Genomic DNA, 19,158 nt, shown 5'->3' with positions numbered 1-19,158 from the left:
ACGACGCTCAACATCACCACCAACGACACTGAGCCGAATGAGTGACGGCCGACGGGTGCTCAGGGCTTCAAGATCATCCCGTTGCCCCTTTGGCGCGTATCTCGGTCACACCCCGTCACCGCCCGCAACGTGATCACCGTCCACGACGTGGTCACCGACGAGGACCGCCCGTGGATCGTGATGGAGCTGGTTCGCGGCCGGTCGCTCGCCGACCAGTTGAAGGCGGAGGGCTCGTTGGCACCGCGGGAGGCCGCGCGGATCGGCGCGGAGGTCCTGGCCGCGCTCCAGGCCGCGCACGAGGCCGGGGTGCTGCACCGTGACGCAAAGCCGGCCAATGTCCTGCTCGCCGACGACGGCCGGGTCATTCTCAGCGACTTCGGGATCGCCGTGATCCAGGGGGACTCGGCCCTGACGATGACCGGTGAGGTCGTCGGCTCCCCCGAGTACCTCGCCCCGGAACGGGCGCTGGGCCGCATGCCGGGCCCTGCCTCGGACCTGTGGTCCCTCGGCGTGCTGCTCTACGCCGCCGTCCAGGGCTGTTCGCCCTCCCGGCACAGCAGCGCCCTGACCACCCTGCGCGCCGTCGTCGACGACGAACCGTCCGTCCCGCACCGGGCCGGAGCACTCGTCCCCGTCATCGAGGGCCTGTTGCGCAAGGACCCGGACGAACGGACCTCGCTCGCGCGGACGGCGGAGGACCTGCGGCTCGTGGCCGCGGGCGGTACGCCGGGGGCCGACCTCACGGCGACGGACACCGTCGATCTGCCGACGGACGGCGTGGGCACCGACGCACCCACGCAGTCCCACGACGACGTGGAGACGGCCATCATGGACGTACCCACCGTCACCACCGAGACACGGGCCGACGCGCCGGCCGAGACATCGGCTGGGACCGGCGAGACATCGGCCGAAACCACTCCGGCCACCGTCGCTGACACGCCCACGGTCGCATCTCCCACGGCAGCCGTCCCCCCGCCCCCGGTCGCGCCGCAAGGGCCGCCGCCCCACCCCGTCGCCATACCCACGGCCTCCACCGCCGCGGCGCCCGCGCCCGCGACTGCGGCCTCCAGCCCTCCGGTAAGCCGCAACGCAGCCGGCGCACCATGTACGCCCTGGTGGCGGCGGGAAGCGCCCTCGCCCTGCTGCTGGGCGGACTCGGGTACGTCCTGACGAGCGGGGACACGGATCAGGGGACAACGGGTCGCCCACGGCGGGTTCCGGCTCCCCCTCACCGCAGGATCCGGACGCCACCGCGGGAAACGATGAAGCGGACACGGCGGCCGATCTGCCGGTCAAGGTGTCGGTCACCGGAGAGAACTTGACGTACGCGGGCAGTTGCCCGCCGCCCCAGGGGCAGGCCCCCTCCTTCACCGCCACCTTCGAGGTGACGGAACTGCCCGCGCGGTTCACCTACCGATGGGTGTCGACGGGAGGGACGGTGGTCGATCACACCTGGCGTGCGCTGTCGTTCGTGGAGGGCGGTCCTCGCACCCATCAGGAGACGGTGCGCGTGGCGACCTACGCGGAGGCGGGGACGCTGTCGACTGCCATGGGTGTGGAGTTCAAGGCATCAGCGCAGACCGTGTCCGACACGGTCCCGTTCTCCATCAGTTGCCAGTGACCGTCCGGGAGCAGCGCGCTCCCGGACCGGCAGGTCCATTCAGTCCTGGAAGCCAGGACCCGTTGAACCGAACGCGCCTCGGGGGCGTTCGGCCGGCGGGTCATCTCGTCCTACGCCGGGGCGGCCGCGTCGCGCGGGGCCCCACCCAGGCACCACAGCATGTACCCAAGGAGTACGAGTGACGTCGGTCATCGTGGGACGCACAGGTCCCTTCACCGGTCAGAGTGTGGTGCTGGGCACCGCACCTCTGCGGTTCGGACGCAAGAGCGACAACGATGTGATCATCGTCAGCACCAGCGCCTCCCGTCTGCACGCCGAGATCGTGGCGGAGGGTGACGCACGCGTCCTGCACGACCGCGACAGCAGAAACGGTACCTACGTCAACGAACGGCGCGTCGCACGGCATGTCCTGAGCCCGGGCGACGTCATCCGAATCGGGGACGAGACCTTCCGGTTCGAGACACAGGAGGCCATGGAGACGGTCTTCGACATCTCCCAGATCGACCTGCCCCGGTCGAGCGCCCCGGCGAACCCAGATGACCTGCGTGTCACGGTCGTCGGCGGCGGCCCTGTCGGCCTGGCCTTCGCCCTGATGCTGGAGAGCGCGCTGGAGGGGTGTGTGAGCATCACCGTCCACGACGGGCGTTGGCTGACGTCCGGCTCGACTGTGGTGTGGAAGGACGAGTCGCACGGTAACGTCCGCCGGCGTACTCCCTCGACGGCGAACACCTGCAGGACGTGGTCGATCCGGTCCGCGGCGGCCGACCTGCGCGCGGTCCACCCGCGCATCGACCTTCTGATCAACAACGCGGGCGTGATGTACACCCCGCGGCAGACCACCGCCGACGGCTTCGAGCTGCAGTTCGGCACCAACCACCTCGGCCACTTCGCCCTGACCGGCCTGCTGCTGGACCGGCTCCTGCCCGTCCCCGGCTCCCGCGTCGTGACGGTCAGCAGCACCGGTCACCGCATCCGGGCCGCCATCCACTTCGACGACCTGCAGTGGGAGCGCTCATACAGCCGTGCCGCCGCCTACGGCCAGGCCAAACTCGCCAACCTGATGTTCACATACGAACTGCAGCGCCGGCTCGCACCGCACGGCACCACGGTCGCGGTGGCCGCCCATCCCGGCGTGTCCAACACCGAGCTCGTCCGCAACACGCCCGCCGCGGTTCGCGTGCCCATCACCTGGCTCGCGCCGCTGCTCACCCAGAAGGCCGAGATGGGCGCCCTGCCCACCCTGCGCGCCGCCACCGATCCGGCCGTCACCGGCGGCCAGTACTACGGCCCCGGCAACCGCGGCGAGATCCGCGGCTACCCGAAGCTGGTCACCTCCAGCCCCGACTCCCACGACCAGGCCACCCAGCAGTGCCTGTGGACCGTCTCCGAGGAACTCACCGGGGTGACACATTCTCAACGGTGACTCCACAGCGGAGGGATTCCTGAGGCCGCAACCGGATTCGAACCCGCGTGCACCGCTTTGCAGGCGGTTCCCTGACCACTCGGGCATACGACCGGGCCGCCCGGGACGACGGGCGGAGCTCCGATGCCCGGACTCGCACCGGGACCCGGACGGTTAACCTCGCGCTTTCATGAAGCGGGCTGTCCGACAGGTGGCCAGGTAAGCGAAAAGCGCCTCTGACCAGTAAGGGTGAGGATTGTCGAGGTCCTTGTTCCTGCCACCGTCGGAGGCACTTCCCGAGTGAAGAAGCGTATCGGGTACCATCCACGCGTCCGCGTCGAGGGTGGGGGCTGTGGGGTGGTGTCCCAGGCCGGGGCCGTGCTGCTGGTACCGATGCCAGAGAAGACGGACGGACTCAGATACTTGACGCTCGGCACGAGGAGCACGTCGGCGACATCGTCGCCGGCTATGGAACCGACATCGACCTCGACATGATCCGCGCGTGGTGGTCGTTGCGAAGCCTGCTGGCGATTCGCTGGCTGGTCGAGCGCGGCTTCGACCCGTACGCGCCGGGCTGTGGTCGACGTGTTGAGATCCCGGCTGTGAACCTGCGCGGGCCCGACTGCTACGAGTGCGTTCTGACGCATCGAACAGGCCAGCTCCTTGGGGCGCATCGCTTGCCCTTACTCACTCTGCTGCGCATTTCACTGGGCGTGCGGGGTGACCGTGTCGGGAGCCGACACCTGCGAGGTGACGTTGGGGTGTCAGGTCTCCCGGTACCCGCTCAGAACAGTGCCAGGCCCTCGCCGCTGGTGTCCGCGATGACCGGCCGGAACTGGGCAGGGAGGCCGTCCAAGCGGTCAGGACCGGCCGCGGCGGCCACAGCAGGAGCCGTCTCGGCCAACCAGACACCAAACCCCTCGGCGGCTTCGCGGTAGGGGACTCGCGCCAGGACACGGTGCTCGCCGGAGGGGCAGAAATCGACTGCGACAGTGAGCAGGCAGGAACGGGGCGCCTTCTGACTGCCCGTCCAGGACACGCGCAGGACACCGCAGGGCTCGCGCCCGCCGGGGGCGCGGTGCGTCGGGCGCAGCGATCGGCAGGCTATGTGGGCGGTCCATGCGGCGAGGTGCGGCAGGGGCAGGGTGGTGCGTGCGCGGCAGCCGGGGCAGCGGTGCCAGTGGCGAAGCCAGTGGTCGGTGTCGGTGTGGAAGAGGCGTGTGTAGCGGTTCGCCACGCGGATGTCGTTGCTGTACAGGTGGTCGGGGCGTTCCTGTGTGTTGCAGGACTGGCAGACAGGGGCGCGGACGTAGCCGTGTTCGTGGCAGTGGTCGAGGACGGCGGCGAGCGCGGTGCGGCAGACGGCGCACGCCCACCCGGCCACCTTGCGGGAGGTACCGGGCTTCCTGCTGAGCACCGAGTACAGCTGGCCTTCCAGCTCTCCGTTGTACGGGCGCGGTGAGGCGGTGGGGCCCTCGGGGCTCGTCGTCTGCCGACCGTCGGCGTCTCGGGCCTGCCGGGGGTGGGAGGGCGGCTCGGTGACGGCTGCGCTTGCCTGGCGGGTCCGCGCGGCTTGCACCCACTGCGTTTCGGTGTGCTCGGCCGCGTCGAGCAGCCTGACCACAGCGCGCGGCAGCCACCACGTCCGCTGCGTCCCGTCGCGGGTCCGCTCCACGAGTATCTGTCGCCAGTCGATCCCCGCCAGATGGTACGGCCGGCCGACTTCACGTCGTGCTGCCCGCTCGGGGCCGCCCAGCTCCTGCAGTTCCCTCGTGATGCGCTGGCGCCAACGCAGCGGCGTTTCCTCGTCGGACTCCTGCCTCGGCGCCCCACGAAACGGACCGATGCGGACCAGGTCCTGCCGATCCATCCCAACCGCGTTCAGTTCCGCGGCCGCCCGGCGCACCTCAACCTCCGGAACACTCCACTGACCGCCGCTCGCCCTCACCGTCGCCACCACATGGCCGCCGAGCAAGACGTACCCCACCCGGGCATGGGCAGGAGAGCAGGTGAATGCCCCAAAAGCCGTCGGCACAGCACTGTCGGCCGTCAAATCGACCCACAGAGCGTCCGCGGCACCCAGGGTGATCAGGCCGTCCGTGCAACCGGGCATGACACGCTCTGACATACCGACAGGCTAACCGCTTGCAACGCGGCAACGGGTTCCCAGTCAGCCGGGCCGCCGCCCACGCCGCATCCGCCGCCCGCAACTCCTGATTCCTGAGCATCTGGTTCATCAGTCCCGTGCCCGCAGCCTCACCACCAGAACGTCAAAAATCGGGCAAGTCACCCTTGTGTATCAACGGTCCCCGAGCCCAGACGAATTGAGCAACAGAGTCCTTACTCCCAACAAAGTACGGTGCGCAGTCGTCGCCAGCAGATGACGGCGCAGCCGAGGGCGACGAACGCGTGGTGAATGTCGTCGCGGATCTCCCAGCGGATGCGCAGACGGCAGGCCAGTGCAGCAGCGCGATCGCTCCTTCCACGACCCAGCGGTACACGACCAGGCCGAGCCGTGCTCTGGCGCGCTTGGCACATTATTTCCGCGTCACTGCACTCCCGGCAGATCTCCGCACTTGTCGCCACGACAAGGGGAATCCCCAGGTCAGTTGTGGGGCGTGAGGTGGTCGCGTGGTGTGTCCCTGGGCGGAGACTAGGAGCGTCGACACCTCGTATCACTCCCAGGAGGCGATCACCATGCGTTCCTCCGCCGACCGTGGACGCGTCTACCGCCGCTGCGGCTGCCGCGACACCAACCGCCACCAGCTCGGAACCCACTGCCCACGACTGACCACCGACAGTATCCACGGAAGCTGGACCTTCGCCGTCGACCTCCCCTCCCCCGACCGCAAGCGCACCACCGTCCGCCGCGGCGGCTTCCCCACCCAGGACGCCGCAAGGGCGGCGCTGCGTCGCATGCTCGAAGGCGAGGCCGGCGGGTTCAGCGCCGACCCCAACCAGACTGTGGCCGACTACCTCACCACCTGGCTCAAGGCGAAGACGTACGTTCTCAAGCCAACCACCGTGGCCCGCTACCGGGACTACGTCACCCACGACCTCATCCCCGCACTCGGCGCACTGAAGCTGGACGAGCTCGGTCACCGCCACATCGCAGGATTCACCCACTCTCAACTCGACGCCGGCCGCGGCCGGGTCACCGTGTACCGCTGCCTGGCCACCCTGTCCAGCGCCCTGGGCGACGCCGTCCCACAACACCGCCTCGCCCACAACCCCGCACGCCCCGCCGTCATCCCCCGCCCCGCCGCACCCGAACGCCACGTGTGGACACCCCAGGAGACGGTCCGGTTCCTCGACTACTGCCACGACGCCGACCCCCTCATCGCCAACCTGTGCGAGCTCCTCATCGGCACGGGCATGCGCAAGGGAGAGGCCCTCGGACAGCACTGGGCCGACGTCCACCCCGACGAAGAAGTGCTCTACGTCCGCTACGCCCTCAACAACGCCCGCCTGGTCATCACCACCCCCAAGACCCGCGCCAGCAAGAACTGGGTCGCCCTCTCGCCCCGCGTCATCAGGATCCTCGAACAGCGCGCCACAGAAACCCGCGCACACATCAACGACCCATCAGATCTGTTCACCGGCCTGGTCTTCTGCCGACCCGACGGACGACCGCTACGGCCCCAGACCGTCCTGGACCGATTCCGCAAACGCGCCAAGGAAGCCGGCGTGTCCCGCATCACCCTGCACGACCTGCGCCGCCTCGCCGCCACCCTCACCCTCACCGCAGGAGTCCCCCTCCCCATCGTCTCCAAGACCCCGCGCCACGCCACCCTCTCCACCACCGCCAACATCTACAGCCACCTCACCCACCAAGCCGCCCACGACGCCGTCAACGCCATCGACACCACCCTCACCCAAGCCAACCCCACCAACAGCCGCTGGCACTGGCCCACCTGGCTGCGACCACACCGCGACCACCCCAACCACCACCACAACCCGCTCAGAGCGCTCTACTCCCCCGCCCTGGCGTTCACTTCACCGAGCTCGTCCCAACCCCAGGGGACGCATGCGACCACCACGCGACCACCACACCGAAACACACGGAAAAAGGCCGCCCCCGCATCTCTGTGGAAACGGCCTCCGACCTGCGATGATGCTGGTCGGGACGACAAGATTTGAACCTGCGACCCCTAATGGGGCACTACGAGCCCCACTTCCTGGTGCGCGTGGTGGTGGCGGTCGAGGCCGGGGAAGCCGTATGCGATCCCAGGGACAACCAGATCCCTTGGTCAAGAGTCGGCCCCCGGCCCCGTCCGCCACCACCACGTGGCGACACCGCATCCAGTCCGATGATCCGATCGTTGGTGTTCATGGTCCGAGCCCCTCGCGGGGACCACCTCTCACGACGCCTGGAACCTGTGAGTTCCAGCCCAGACCGAGGGCCCCGCGGGCAGCTGGGGTCACGAACGACTGATCGGATGCCGGGCCATCGAGCCCTTCCATTAGGGAGACGCGTGCCCCCGCACGGCTATGACCAGCAACAACTCATAACTCGATCGAGAGGACACAACAACACGATGAGTGTGTTCTGTGGGATCGACTGGGCCAGCGACCATCATGACGTCGCCCTGGTCGACCAGGACGGAACCCTGTTAGCCCGGGCCCGGATCAGCGACGACGCCGCCGGCCTGCACCAACTCCTCGACCTGCTCACCACGCACGGAGACACCGAAGACGCTCCGATCCCGGTGGCGATCGAGACCTCCCGCGGCCTGCTCGTGGCCTGCCTCCGCGCGACACATCGCCCCGTCTACGCGATCAACCCGATGGCCGCCGCCCGCTACCGCGACCGGCACACGGTCACCCGTAAGAAGTCAGACCACCTCGACGCCATGGTCCTGGCCAACATCCTGCGCACCGACGCCGCAACCCACCGCCCCCTGCCCCACGACAGCGAGCTCGCCCAGGCCATCGCCGTCCTGGCCCGAGCCCAGCAGGACGCCGTCTGGGACCGCACCCAAGCCGGCAACAAACTCCGCTCCCACCTGCGCGCCTACTTCCCCGGCTTCCTCACGGCCGTCCAACCACTGCGCGACGGCCTCAGCTCCCCCATCGCCCGCACACTTCTGGCCGCCGCACCCACCCCCGCCCAAGCAGCCATGCTCACCCGCGCCCAGCTGCGCACGCTCCTTGCCAAGGCCGGTCGCAAGCGCGGCATCGACACCGAAGCCGACCGCCTCCACACCGCTCTCCACGCCCCGCAGATGCGACAACTCCCCCAGGTCGAGCAGGCCATGGGACACCAGACCACCGCCCTGCTACGACAGCTGGAAGCCGCCTGCACCAGCGCAGACGACCTCGCCCAAGCAGCGGTGGAATCTTTTAACACACACCCGGACGCCGAGATCATCACCAGCTTCCCAGGGCTCGGCTCACTCACCGGCGCCCGAGTGCTAGCCGAGATCGGCGACGACCGATCCCGCTTCACCGACGCGAAAGGCCTCAAAGCCTTCGCCGGGGCCGCACCGGTCACCCGGGCGTCCGGAAGAAGCGTCGCCGTCCTCGCCCGCCGGGTCAAGAACCAGCGCCTGGCCTCCGCCGGCTACCTCTGGGCCTTCTCCGCCCTCACCGCCTCACCCGGCGCCCGAGCCCACTACGACCGGCGACGCGAGGCCAAAGACCGCCACACCGCCGCCCAGCGCAACCTCTTCAACCGACTGCTCGGGTGCCTCCACCACTGCCTGACCCACGGCATCCACTACGACGAAACAACCGCATTTCCCACACCCACAAGCCCCCGTCTCGAAGCCGCCGCTTGACAGATCATCCGCATCGGATGTCTTGACCCCCAGTCAAGTGCCATGCCGGAGCGCATCACGCGATCCCAGCTGATGGTTATTGCGCCCATACAACGTGACAAGGTCAATCAAGTGGACGTCATCGCGGCGAGCGGCCATCTCGCGGAGCGGCGGGGTGAAGCCGTGCTGGGAGAACAAGGCCAGAGCGGCATCGGCACTGTCATGGCCTTGAGAATCCAGAACGGTGCGGATGTGCTCCAGGCGTTCCAGGTCTTCCACGCCGCGGCGTCGGACGGTCGCCTTGGCCTCGCCGAGCAGAGCGATGCGCGCCTTGGGGGTGCGCGGCTTGTCGCCGGGGGTGAGGGCGACGACGTCGAGTTCGTGCTTGGCGCGTCCCTCGGTGTCGTGGATGTCGGTGGTGCCGACCGCTCCGGCGGTGATGCCGGCTTCGTCGGCGGCATAGAGCCGCACCCAGTCGCGGGCGAGTTCTTCGAAGTGGGGACCGAGGATCTGCGAGGCGAAGGTGGGGCCAGCCGCCTGCCACACCTGCTGGCCTTCGCGGCGCTCCAGCAGGTCGGTGTAGGGGACGGTGATCAGCTGGTTGAAGCGGATGATCGGGTCGGCCACGGTGATGGTGGGCTTGCGCTGGCGCAGCAGGTCGTCCTCGCGGCGCAGGTAACCGGAGGAGAGGAGGACGTCGAGGATGTGGGCGAGGGCGGTGCGTTCGCGTCCGATGAGTCCGCCGATCTTGCTGGGGGTGGTGGCTCCGGCCGCGACGGCGGAGAGGACCTCGTAGTAGACGACGCGGTTGGTGATACGCGGGTCCTCGCGGAGCAGGTACTCCGTCTCGTTGCGGGTGAACAGGCCGAGGTCGATGTCGAAGAGGTTGTCCACGACCCAGTCGCCGAAACCGTCGATACCGGCTGGCGGATCGTCTTGGACCAACTGCCGGTAGCCCGGGGCCCCGCCGAGGACCGCGTGCAGCTGGAAGGCCAGCTGCGGGTCGTCGATGCCCCACAGCGCGGCGGCCTGCCGGTAGCTGAAGGGGCCCAGCCGCATGTCCAGTACGGCACGGCCGCGCAGCGGTTTGGTGCCCGAGAGCAGCTCGTGCATCACCGACATCGCCGACCCGCACAGAATGAGGCGTCCGCCGGGTGCCCTGTCGGCCTGCGAGCTGTCGTACAGGTGCTGGAGCAGCGAGGGCAGCTGCGGGCTGTGGGTGAGCAGGTACGGGAATTCGTCGATCACGAGCAGCGGGGCGCCGCCGGCTTCGGCGCGCCGGGCCACCACCTGAAGCGCCGTGGCAAGGATCTGCTCCCAGTCATCGAGTCGGACGGCACTCTCGGGCAAGCCGGCGTGCCGCGCGATGGCGGCGCAGAACCGGCGCTGCGCCGCGCGCGTTCCCTCTTCCTGGACCGCCGTGATGTACAGGCCACCCGCAACATCGCACAGGGCACGCAGCAGGAAGGACTTGCCGTGACGGCGGCGCCCGGAGACCAACCCGATGCGCAGCGGCTGCCCTCCCCGCTCAAGGAAACGCACCAGCGCCGCCCACTGCGCGTCGCGGTCGAGCACATGCCCTGGTTTCTCCATGCTCGTCTCCAGATAGGCCCACACGAACCCTACGGGAATCAGTATAGCTTGGTTTATACGAAACTCGATGAGGCACGGCTATACCGTCCTGGACGCCGCTGCTGCGACTGGCCTACCTGGGAGTGACCAACGCGTTCGCGCTGCTGCGTCTGCTGCCGATGAGCGACAGAACCATCCTCGCCGGCCTGCTCCACCACCTCCCCAAAGACAGACTGCGGCACCTTCTACTGCTGGTCCGCCCCGCGACGGTGTTGCGCTGGCATCGTGAACTACTCAGGCGACGCCATGCCGCGACCTGCGCACCCAGGTGACGCGGACGCCCCCGCACCCTCCGGTCGATCCGAGCCCTGATCCTGCGCCTGGCCAGGGAGAACGCCGCGTAGGGGTACCACCGGATCCACGGCGAACTCGCAGCACTGGGGATCACGGTCGCCGCCTCCACCGTCTGGGAGATACTCCGCGAGCACGGCATCCCACCCGCACCCGAACGACAGAACACCACCTGGGCCGACTTCCTCCGCAGCCAGGCCAAAGCTCTACTCGCCTGCGATCGCTTCGAAGTCCGCACACTGACCGGAGCGCGCCTATACGTCTTCGCCGCCATCGAGCACACCACCCGGCGCATCCGGATCCTCGGCGCCACCGCACACCCCACCGCGGACTGGATCGTGCAGCTCGGACGCAACCTCCTCATGGACCTCGAAGACGCAGACAGCAAGACGAAGTTCCTGATCCGAGACGGGAAGTTCCCCGCCCTCTTCGATGCCGTCCTCAAGGACGCAGGAATCGACGTCGTCCTCAGCGGCATCCAGATCCCAAGAATGAACTCGATCATAGAAAGGTGGATACAGACCTGTCGCCGCGAGCTTCTGGACCGGACGTTGATCTGGAACCAGCGAAACCTCCTCCACGCCCTACGCGAGTTCGAGCAGTTCTACAACGGACACCGACCACACCAAGGCATCGCGAACGCCAGACCGCTACACCCCTTGCCCCCACCCATCGACGACCCGGACACGTTAGCCCGCCTCGACATACGCCGGCACGATCGCCTCGGCGGTATCCTCCACGAATACCGACATGCAGCGTGACCTGCACGGATGAGATTTCCGGCAAGGGCAGAGGCGGCGAGCAGCCCCGTGCGCGCGGGCCGGTGTCTGTACCGCGCCGGGTGCGCCCGCGGCGACGACGCGGGCGCCGAGTCGTCAGGCGGGCTGGACGGTGATTGTGCAGAGGCGCTTGGTGGCCCGGGTCAGGGCTACGTACAAGTCCCTTTCCCCACCGGGGCGGGCCGTGATGATTTCCTCGGGGTTCATGACGACGACCCCGTCGAATTCCAGGCCGCGTGCTTCGGACGCCGGCACGATGCGTGCGTGGTGAGCGATGCCCTGGGCCGTCAGCTCGCTCACCCTGGTGTCCGCGCAGATCACTCCCAGAAGCTCGCCCGGGTGCGCGGTGCTCTGGGCGCGGAGTTCCTGAACGACGGCGGTGACCAACCCGTCCGGAGGTGTGGTCACGGTGCGAGGGCTCTCACCGCTTCGCAGTGACCGTGTGGGCTTCTGGTCCGGAGCGATCCGCGTGAGCAGGTCCCGGACGCTCTCCAGGATCTCCTGCGTGGTGCGGTAGCTGACGGTCAGGTTGTGCAGTTTGAACCGCGGTCCGACGTGGGGGCTCAGTGCTTCCTTCCAGTCGCGTGCTGTCGCGACCGGGCCTGCCTGGGCGAAGTCACCCACCAGCGTCATCGCCCTTGCCGGGCAGCGGCGGACGATCATCCGCCACTGCATGGCGGTCAGTTCCTGCGCCTCGTCGACGACGACGTGCCCGTACGTCCGCTCGGGGGGGCCGTCGACCAGGCTCGCCGCCTCGTCCAGCAACGGCACATCGGCATCGGTCCACGGGTCGTCCGGACCGCGCAGCAGAAGGGACCGCTCCTGCGCCGTCAGGCGGGGCAGGCGCTCGGCGAGAGCGCCGGCGTTCGTCAGGAGCGCCTTCACGAGGTCACCGGGTACCAGCCGCGGCCACAACACCTCGACCGCTCGGTCGACGCCGGCGTCGTCGAGGAGATCGGCTCGGATGGCGTCCAGGTCCAGCTCGTGGACCGGACCCGAGTCGGCCGCACCTTCGGCACGGCGCTGGGCGGCTCCCGTGAACCGGTCGAGGTTCATGCCCGTCATCCTGGTGGCATCGGCGTCGATCTGCTCCAGGAGGTCGCCCATGTCTCGTTGCATCGCGTCGGTGACGGCGTCGACCAAGAGCTCCCTGAACACCTGGCGCGCGGGGTTGTGCCCCGGTGCGGCTGCCACGGCGGCGTCGCGTGCCGTGGCGACTTCCTCGCCGGACAGGTGAACCAGTTCCTGTCCGACCCGCACGGTGAAGTCACCGGCGGGGGCTTGGTGGACGCGCAGCAGGCCGGCCAAGGCGTCGGCGAGGTCGGAGCTGCCCTTGAGACGCGCCGTATCGAACGGGTCCACCGTGTCCGTGGACACTCCGGCCAGTTCCCGGCAGGTCGCCAGAACGACGTCGTTCTCTCCGAGCGAGGGAAGGACCTGGGAGATGTAGTCGAGGAACCGGGCGTTCGGGCCCACCACCAGGACACCCTCCTCCGCGGCGCGCGGGAACGCGTACAAGACATAGGCCGCCCGGTGCAGGGCGACTACCGTCTTGCCGGTGCCGGGCCCGCCCTGCACCACGGTCACCCCGCGGTGGGCGGAGCGGACGATCTCGTCCTGCTCGGCCTGCAGCGTCGCGACGGCCGCGTGCATCCTGCCCGTACGCCGTGCCGACAGAGCCTCGGTCAACGGGCCGTCCCCCACGACGTCCTCGTCGGTCGGGGCGGTCCCGTCCAGCAGTTCGTCGCTCACCGAGATGACCGTGCGCTCCTCGAGGCGCAGGTGCCGGCGCCGCCGCAGGTCCATCGGGTGGACCGGTGTCGCCTCGTAGAAGGGCCGCGCCGCGTTCGCGCGCCAGTCCACGAGCAGAGGCAGGTCATCCTCCTCCGTATGCAGTCCGATCCGCCCGATGCGCAGGGCCGTGCCATCCGTCCAGTCGATGCGCCCGAAGACCAGCCCCTTTTCGGCGCCCTCCAGCCGGCCGATTTCCTTGGCCAGACGCTCGGCGGCGATTTCTCTCTCGTATGCCTCACCGGCGCTTTCCGCCGGGGCCTTCAGCACACTCGCTCGGTGTGCTCGCGCCTCGGAAAGCCGCTCGGTGAGCAACTCATACAAGGAGGACACATAATCCCGCTCCGATTCAACCGCACGCACAGCGGGATCATTCATTTTCGACAACAGGGGGCTCCTTCGATTCGAGCCACACCATACGGTCAAAGTTCCCTAAAGATAAGTCTTGACTTACTTGGTGAAGCCATGGCCCTACGACTGAATCCATGACGGCTGACCGTATGGCGTATCATGCATTCCGCCGTTCCGTATATCGCCAATTGCGCTCCCGATGCCCGCCTGTCTTATGGGCGAGCCCGCCCTTGGATGCCGCCGATGTTTTGCCGCGCTCGGGAAAAGGGGGAAGATCCGGCGAGGCGACCGGCGCCATCGAGCTCACTGCCAGGAGGCATCTGGTCGCTTCGTCTGGAGACCCGACCGAGGAGACGAGCACAGAATGGGTTAAGCCCTCGACCGGTCCACCACTGCCCGACCCGTGCCGACGGCCCCATCTCAGGACCGCAGCACCACGCCGCCGTCGGTCGCGGCCGACCCAGAGAACGGATCGGTGAACTCTCACCCCGTTCGCCGCCGCGACGCCCGGCGGCAGGCCCGTCCGTGCCCGGACCATCCGACCCGGCCCCGCCCAACCTGGATCCGCCGATCTTCGGCCTCCGCGTCTTTGATGTCGTCAAAGGAACGAATGACGACAGGCGCGGCGGGCGTCCAATGAACCCGGGCTTTCCGGGGCCCGGCGGCGGCGCCGATCCAATCAGACCCGATGACGGCTGATGACAGGGTTTGCTGACAGCTAGGGTCGAATACGACCACCACAACGGGGAGCGGCATGGCCAACCTGGTCTACAAGCGGGCGTCGACCGACCAGCAGTCGACCGACCGCCAGAACCTGGTGCTGGACGAGGCCGGGATCGAGGCCCCGGTTGTCTTCGAGGAGCAGGCCGGGACCTCCAGCCGCCTTCACCCGCTGGAGCGGCCGAAGTTCGGCGAGCTGCTCGCGTACGCGCGGCCGGGCGACGCTGTGCACATCTCCGAGATGTTCCGCCTGGTGCGCGGCACCGGGCACATCCTCGACGTGCTCGACGTCCTGCACCGCGACCGCCTCGCCCTGCGCATCCACGATGGCGCGTTCTCCGCGATGGACCTCACCGCCCGCCACCCGCGTACCGGCGAGCTGCTGTCCACCGTGAAATTCATGGTGCAGACCCTCGCCGCCGCCGGCGAACTCCAGCGCGAACTGACCTACGACGGGCTGCGGGCCGCCGAGGCGAAGGGCAACAAGGGCGGGCGTCGCCCCGCCGTCCCAGCCACGAAGGCCGACGACGTGCGCACCGCGTACCTGGAAGGCCGCTCCATCGCCGCCCTCGCCCGCGACCATGACGTCAGCCGCGGCGCCATCCGTACCGCCGTCGCGGACCTCCTGCCCGAGTACACGGCCGTCGATCCGGGCGCCCCGGCCCCGGAACTGGCGGTCGCCCTCGACATGCCGGGCAAGGTCGCCGACTTCCTCCGCGCCGCCGAACTGGAGCCCGCCGAGCGCGCCACACTCGACCAGGGCATCACCGTATGACGCGGCCAGGGCTACACCCTGCGCGTCACCGCCGTCCTCGCGGTCCACCGGCGACTCCTCGACCTCTGCCAGGTCCTCGACGGCACCGCGGCGCTCCCGGCCCAGCGCAAGGCCCGCCGCGAGTACGAGAACCGCGTCAACGCACTCCCGGCTGCCAGCCTGCGTTGAGCTGACCGACCACCACACCCGCCAAGATCAAGAACTGGCGGCTTTTGGGCTTACCTCGGCGCTACCCCGTACCACGACGTGGCCGTGGGCACCGCCCGCAACGGCTGCACCTGAGGCCCCGCGCACGCATTTCCCGCCGTGCGCCCCGGAAAAGCCCCTTCCGGCCGGAAGGGGCTTTCGGCATTTCTGGATTGGCGCCAACAGCCGCTGTCCCGCTAGAATTTGGGCGGTTCCAAGAAAAGGGGAAGCAGTGGCAGTTCGCTTTGTGCAGGTTGCGGAAACAGAGAAGGACGAGGAAGGGGTTCAGGAAACCGTCACGCCCGTCGTCGTCAACGGACAGACGGTGGAAACGCGAATCTACGGACGTACAGTTATTCACTGCGATCTCGAACCCGCTATCACCGCGGACGTGCATTCGGTGGATATCTCCGTGCCCACCTGGGTCGAAGAGGAATACGAAACCGGGGAGCAGAACGAGGACGGCAGCAACACCATTGCCGTGCGGCAGGCCCTGAGGAATGAGCGCCGGACCGTGGACCTGGGCCCGGACGGACTGAAGGCCCTGCAAAAGGCGCTGAAGCCCTTCGCCGCGGCGTCCCGGCCCGCGGAGGAGCCCCCCGCCAAGAAGCGTGGCCGCCCCGCCAAGAAGGCGGCTCAGACCCCTCCGAGCGCGAGCTAGCCTCGATCTTGCATGACGGTCCGTCGGTTTTCGGCGGGCCGTTTTTGCTGTGGCGGCCGCGTGACACCGGCCCGGCGGATCGCGGCCGGGGTCTGGTAGCCCGTCAGCAGTCTGAGCGGGCCGGTGTTGGTCACGTCCAGGGCCCTCTCCAGGGCCGGGAACATGCTCAGCAGGGTGCCGCGCAGGCGGTTGACGACGCGGGTGCGGTCTTCGACCAGGTCGGTCCGGCGTCCGGTCAGCAGTTTGAGTTCGATGGTGGCTTCTTCGCCGGGCCGGATGGTCTTGCCCTCGCCGCGGTAGCCGTCGGAGGCCCGGTTGACCAGGCGGCCGGGGATGTAGAGGACCTCCTGGCCGTGGTTGACCAGCAGGGCCAGCAGCAGTGCGGGCTCGCCGCCGGTCATGTCGATGGCCCAGGTGACTGGACGGCCGTCGGCCAGGTCGAGGACGTCGCCGACTAATCGGCGGCCGAGTCGTCGTGGGGTGCTGGGCGGCCAAGCCTCCAGAGCCATGGAACGGCAGCAGCCTCATAGCCACACCCAGTACCCCTGGGCGACCCAACCCTACGAATGGCTCGATCAACCCGATCAAGAAGGTAGAGCCGCCTGACCAGCTCGGATGTAATAATCGGCACCCACACACCTGCCGACTGTCTCGCTACAGCGCCACAGAGCCCGATAGGGCGCTCACGCCCTGGGAGTGCCCCGTCTGCCGGCGGACGCCAAGGGGCATTACCTCGTCTTGACGCGGCAGGCACCTTGCGGCCGGGACACCCGAGCACCGGCTGCCTGCGGAAACACGCCGACCGAGGCCCTCAGCTTCCCCCCTGTCGCATGGGGAGCACGAGATCGTGCTCCCACCCCGAAAGGGGGGCGAGAGCCGACAAGGGGTTCTTGTACCTCTCGATGCAGAGAGCATCCGAATCGATCGGGTGATCTCAGGGGCCTGTGGAGCCGAGCGGGAAACAGTGCCCCGCCGCCCCTGCCCGGCAGGGCACGGAGACGCCGGAAGGCGACTGAAGTGTTCCCGCCGTCCGCCAGCCAAGTCCGGCGGACGGCCCCCGGGCGCCGATCGCGCGACAGCCCAGCCAGGTGCTTGTGGCGCGCATGATATACATGATAAATCATGTACGTGCACCAGGAGGGGGACGGGCGGATGGCCTCGGCTGAGGACAGCGAGCGCAAAGCCTCGTACGGTCCGGGAGGACGGGGGTTCTACGGTGCGGTGACCGTGAGCGAGCGGGGCCAGATCGTGGTGCCGGCGCTGGCGAGGCGTGATCTCGGCATCAAAGCGGGCGACAAGCTCCTGGTGCTCGGCGACCCCGAACACGGCATCGCGCTCATGAAGCTCGAACTGGTGATGCGACAGGGCTTCACTCCCCTCATCGAGCAGCTTCAGCGGGACAACACCACGTCAGATGACTCGGGGGACAAGGAATGAACGAGACATGAACGCCGTCATTCGCTGCCAGGACCTCACCAAGCGATACGGCGAGTTACGTGCCATCGACGGCGTCTCCCTTGAGGTACTGCAAGGCGAGATCTTCGGGATGATCGGCCCCAACGGCGCCGGCAAGACCACCCTCATGGAGTGCGTCGAGGGCCTGCGCACCCGCGACAGCGGCTCCGTCGAGGTCCTCGGTCTGGATCCTGAGCGCGACGCCCATGAGGTTCGCGAGCGCACCGGCCTGCAGCTCCAGACATCCGCGCTGCCGCCCCGCATCAAGGTCCGGGAGGCACTGGAGCTCTTCTCGTCCTTCTACCGCAAGCCGGGCAACTGGCAGCAGGTGCTGTCGCGGCTGGGGCTGGAGGACAAGGCCGACTCGTACGTCGAGAAGTTGTCGGGCGGTCAGCGGCAGCGGGTTTTCATCGCGCTGGCACTCGTCAACGACCCGGAGATCGTCTTCGTCGACGAGATCACCACCGGACTGGACCCGCAGGCCCGCCTCGCCGTGTGGGACGTGATCCGCGACATCCGCGACAGCGGCACCACCGTGTTCCTCACCACGCACTTCATGGAGGAGGCCGAGCGCCTCTGCGACCGCGTGGCGATCGTGGACCACGGCAAGATCATCGCGCTGGACACCGTGCCCCGGCTCATCGCCTCGCTCGATGAGGAGAGCAGCCTGATGTTCACGGTCGACGGCGAACCGCCGGTCGAAAGGCTGGAGGCGCTTGCAGCGGTCTCTCACGTCGAGCACACCGGGGGGCGGGTGGTGGTCCGCGGCGGCGGCCGCCGCTTCGCCGAGGAGGTCATGGGCGTGCTGGCCACCGCCGATCTGTCCGTGCAGGACTTCCGTTCCGAACAGCCCGATCTGGAGGACGTCTTCCTCTCCCTGACCGGCCGTCGCATGCGAGAGGAGGCGGCGAAGTGAGCACTGCCTTCCAGCGCCTCGTCAGCGTCCAGACGAAGCGGACGCTGCGCGAGCCCGCGAGCGTGTTCTTCATGGTTGCCTTCGCCCCGCTGTTCGTGCTCATCATGGGCGCGATCTTCGGCAACGATCCGCGGCCTGAATTCGACGACCGCGGCTTCATCGAGGCCAACCTGGTCAACTTCTCGTCGATCGTGATCGCCATCGCCAGCTTCGTGATCATTCCGGTCGACCTCGTCACCCAGCGGGACAACGGCGCCCTACGCCGCTTCCGCGCCACGCCCCTGCGTCCGGCCACCTACATCGCGGCCGACGTGGTAGTGCGGTTCGCTGTCCTGCTGCTGAGCCTGACCGTCATGCTCGTTCTGGGCATCGCGGTCTTCGACTCCGACGCTCAGGGCAGCATCACGAGCGTGATGGTGGTGCTCGTGCTCGGCATCCTCTCCTTCCTCGCGGTGGGCTACGCCCTGGCCGCCGCCCTCCCCTCCCCCGGCGCCGCCCAGGCAGTGGGCAATACGCTCACCTACCCGCTGATCATGCTCTCCGGCGGCGCGGTCCCCTTCGACACGCTGCCCGACGGGGTGCGGGACATTGCGCAGATCTCCCCGCTGACGCAGCTGACGGAGTGCCTGGGGAGCCTGTGGCGGGGCGAGAGCTGGTCGGAGAACTGGGTGCCGATCGCCGTGCTGGGAGGACTGCTCGTCGTGGCGACCGCGCTGGCGGCGCGGTTCTTCCGCTGGGAGTGACCCGGCGGCGCTCGTGACAGACGTGCGTACGGACATGAGTGTGGCCCGCGGCCTCCACGGCGGCGGGCCACACTCA

Annotated in this window: 12 protein-coding genes, 1 tRNA gene and 5 pseudogenes; 13 read left to right on the top strand and 5 right to left on the bottom strand. The window is 68.5% G+C overall.

Features of this window, described 5'->3' with window-relative positions:
- Positions 1 to 114: 114 nt before the first annotated feature.
- The 4 genes and pseudogenes from ACWY4P_RS45830 to ACWY4P_RS45815 all read left to right on the top strand — a co-directional run.
- Positions 115 to 738 (top strand): annotated as a pseudogene (locus tag ACWY4P_RS45830) (serine/threonine-protein kinase); the annotation flags it as partial.
- Positions 739 to 1,297: 559 nt separating this feature from the next.
- Positions 1,298 to 1,621 (top strand): hypothetical protein, encoded by a 324-nt coding sequence (locus ACWY4P_RS45825; protein ID WP_456206754.1) that lies wholly within the window; start codon positions 1,298 to 1,300, stop codon positions 1,619 to 1,621.
- A pseudogene (locus tag ACWY4P_RS45820) lies at positions 1,554 to 2,027 on the top strand (FHA domain-containing protein); the annotation flags it as partial. The gene ACWY4P_RS45825 and the pseudogene ACWY4P_RS45820, both read left to right, overlap by 68 nt.
- Positions 2,028 to 2,213: 186 nt before the next feature.
- Positions 2,214 to 3,044 (top strand): oxidoreductase, encoded by an 831-nt coding sequence (locus tag ACWY4P_RS45815; RefSeq protein ID WP_456213277.1) that lies wholly within the window; start codon positions 2,214 to 2,216, stop codon positions 3,042 to 3,044.
- A 22-nt stretch (positions 3,045 to 3,066) separates the two neighbouring features.
- On the opposite strand, the gene ACWY4P_RS45810 is transcribed toward ACWY4P_RS45815, so the two are convergent.
- A tRNA-Cys gene (locus tag ACWY4P_RS45810) sits at positions 3,067 to 3,137 on the bottom strand.
- Positions 3,138 to 3,382: 245 nt separating this feature from the next.
- On the opposite strand from ACWY4P_RS45810, the pseudogene ACWY4P_RS45805 reads away from it, so the two are divergent.
- Positions 3,383 to 3,629, top strand: a pseudogene (locus ACWY4P_RS45805) (aminoglycoside phosphotransferase family protein); the annotation flags it as partial.
- A gap of 178 nt (positions 3,630 to 3,807) precedes the next feature.
- Here ACWY4P_RS45805 and ACWY4P_RS45800 read toward each other — a convergent pair.
- Entirely contained in the window at positions 3,808 to 5,151 is a 1,344-nt protein-coding gene (locus ACWY4P_RS45800) for an endonuclease domain-containing protein (RefSeq protein WP_456206753.1), read from the bottom strand.
- 569 nt (positions 5,152 to 5,720) lie between these two features.
- On the opposite strand from ACWY4P_RS45800, the gene ACWY4P_RS45795 reads away from it, so the two are divergent.
- Together ACWY4P_RS45795 and ACWY4P_RS45790 are read left to right on the top strand one after the other, a co-directional pair.
- On the top strand, positions 5,721 to 7,163 hold the full coding sequence (locus tag ACWY4P_RS45795; protein WP_456206752.1) for a tyrosine-type recombinase/integrase: 1,443 nt from the start codon (positions 5,721 to 5,723) through the stop codon (positions 7,161 to 7,163).
- Positions 7,164 to 7,561: 398 nt separating this feature from the next.
- Positions 7,562 to 8,803 carry an IS110 family RNA-guided transposase gene (locus ACWY4P_RS45790; protein ID WP_456206689.1) on the top strand — a complete coding sequence of 414 codons (1,242 nt, stop codon included), beginning with the start codon at positions 7,562 to 7,564 and terminating at the stop codon, positions 8,801 to 8,803.
- A gap of 33 nt (positions 8,804 to 8,836) precedes the next feature.
- Here the strand turns inward: ACWY4P_RS45790 and ACWY4P_RS45785 are convergent, their stop codons facing one another.
- Positions 8,837 to 10,375 carry an ATP-binding protein gene (locus ACWY4P_RS45785; RefSeq protein WP_456206751.1) on the bottom strand — a complete coding sequence of 513 codons (1,539 nt, stop codon included), beginning with the start codon at positions 10,373 to 10,375 and terminating at the stop codon, positions 8,837 to 8,839.
- Positions 10,376 to 10,533: 158 nt separating this feature from the next.
- Here ACWY4P_RS45785 and ACWY4P_RS45780 point away from each other — a divergent pair.
- Positions 10,534 to 11,466, top strand: a pseudogene (locus ACWY4P_RS45780) (integrase core domain-containing protein).
- A 114-nt stretch (positions 11,467 to 11,580) separates the two neighbouring features.
- On the opposite strand, the gene ACWY4P_RS45775 reads toward ACWY4P_RS45780, so the two are convergent.
- Positions 11,581 to 13,608 carry a HelD family protein gene (locus tag ACWY4P_RS45775; protein ID WP_456206750.1) on the bottom strand — a complete coding sequence of 676 codons (2,028 nt, stop codon included), beginning with the start codon at positions 13,606 to 13,608 and terminating at the stop codon, positions 11,581 to 11,583.
- Positions 13,609 to 14,380: 772 nt separating this feature from the next.
- On the opposite strand from ACWY4P_RS45775, the gene ACWY4P_RS45770 reads away from it, so the two are divergent.
- Positions 14,381 to 15,121: a recombinase family protein gene (locus ACWY4P_RS45770; RefSeq protein WP_456206749.1), complete on the top strand. Its 741-nt coding sequence runs from the start codon at positions 14,381 to 14,383 to the stop codon at positions 15,119 to 15,121.
- A 418-nt stretch (positions 15,122 to 15,539) separates the two neighbouring features.
- Positions 15,540 to 15,968, top strand: coding sequence for a hypothetical protein (locus tag ACWY4P_RS45765; protein ID WP_456206748.1), 429 nt, complete (start codon positions 15,540 to 15,542; stop codon positions 15,966 to 15,968).
- Between the two features lie 56 nt (positions 15,969 to 16,024).
- Here the strand turns inward: ACWY4P_RS45765 and ACWY4P_RS45760 are convergent.
- Positions 16,025 to 16,429 (bottom strand): annotated as a pseudogene (locus ACWY4P_RS45760) (IS110 family transposase); the annotation flags it as partial.
- A 661-nt stretch (positions 16,430 to 17,090) separates the two neighbouring features.
- Here ACWY4P_RS45760 and ACWY4P_RS45755 point away from each other — a divergent pair.
- The 3 genes from ACWY4P_RS45755 to ACWY4P_RS45745 are packed head-to-tail and all read left to right on the top strand — an operon-like array spanning position 17,091 to position 19,082.
- Positions 17,091 to 17,405, top strand: a complete 315-nt coding sequence (locus ACWY4P_RS45755; RefSeq protein ID WP_456206747.1) for an AbrB/MazE/SpoVT family DNA-binding domain-containing protein — start codon at positions 17,091 to 17,093, stop codon at positions 17,403 to 17,405.
- Positions 17,406 to 17,412: 7 nt separating this feature from the next.
- Entirely contained in the window at positions 17,413 to 18,339 is a 927-nt protein-coding gene (locus ACWY4P_RS45750) for an ABC transporter ATP-binding protein (protein ID WP_456206746.1), read from the top strand.
- Entirely contained in the window at positions 18,336 to 19,082 is a 747-nt protein-coding gene (locus ACWY4P_RS45745) for an ABC transporter permease (RefSeq protein WP_456206745.1), read from the top strand. The genes ACWY4P_RS45750 and ACWY4P_RS45745 overlap by 4 nt, the downstream gene beginning before the upstream one ends.
- Positions 19,083 to 19,158: the final 76 nt, after the last annotated feature.

Source organism: Streptomyces sp. LZ34, from assembly GCF_053890475.1.
Note: the sequence above shows the minus strand (reverse complement) of the source record. Positions and strands in the feature narration are given on the sequence as shown.

Excerpts from the sequence above, each read along its gene's own strand:
- ACWY4P_RS45815 (WP_456213277.1), top strand. The coding sequence starts at position 2,214 with ATGCTGGAGAGCGCGCTGGAGGGGTGTGTGAGCATCACCGTCCACGAC.
- ACWY4P_RS45800 (WP_456206753.1), bottom strand. The coding sequence starts at position 5,151 with ATGTCAGAGCGTGTCATGCCCGGTTGCACGGACGGCCTGATCACCCTG.
- ACWY4P_RS45795 (WP_456206752.1), top strand. The coding sequence starts at position 5,721 with ATGCGTTCCTCCGCCGACCGTGGACGCGTCTACCGCCGCTGCGGCTGC.
- ACWY4P_RS45790 (WP_456206689.1), top strand. The coding sequence starts at position 7,562 with ATGAGTGTGTTCTGTGGGATCGACTGGGCCAGCGACCATCATGACGTC.
- ACWY4P_RS45785 (WP_456206751.1), bottom strand. The coding sequence starts at position 10,375 with ATGGAGAAACCAGGGCATGTGCTCGACCGCGACGCGCAGTGGGCGGCG.
- ACWY4P_RS45770 (WP_456206749.1), top strand. The coding sequence starts at position 14,381 with ATGGCCAACCTGGTCTACAAGCGGGCGTCGACCGACCAGCAGTCGACC.
- ACWY4P_RS45755 (WP_456206747.1), top strand. The coding sequence starts at position 17,091 with ATGTACGTGCACCAGGAGGGGGACGGGCGGATGGCCTCGGCTGAGGAC.
- ACWY4P_RS45750 (WP_456206746.1), top strand. The coding sequence starts at position 17,413 with ATGAACGCCGTCATTCGCTGCCAGGACCTCACCAAGCGATACGGCGAG.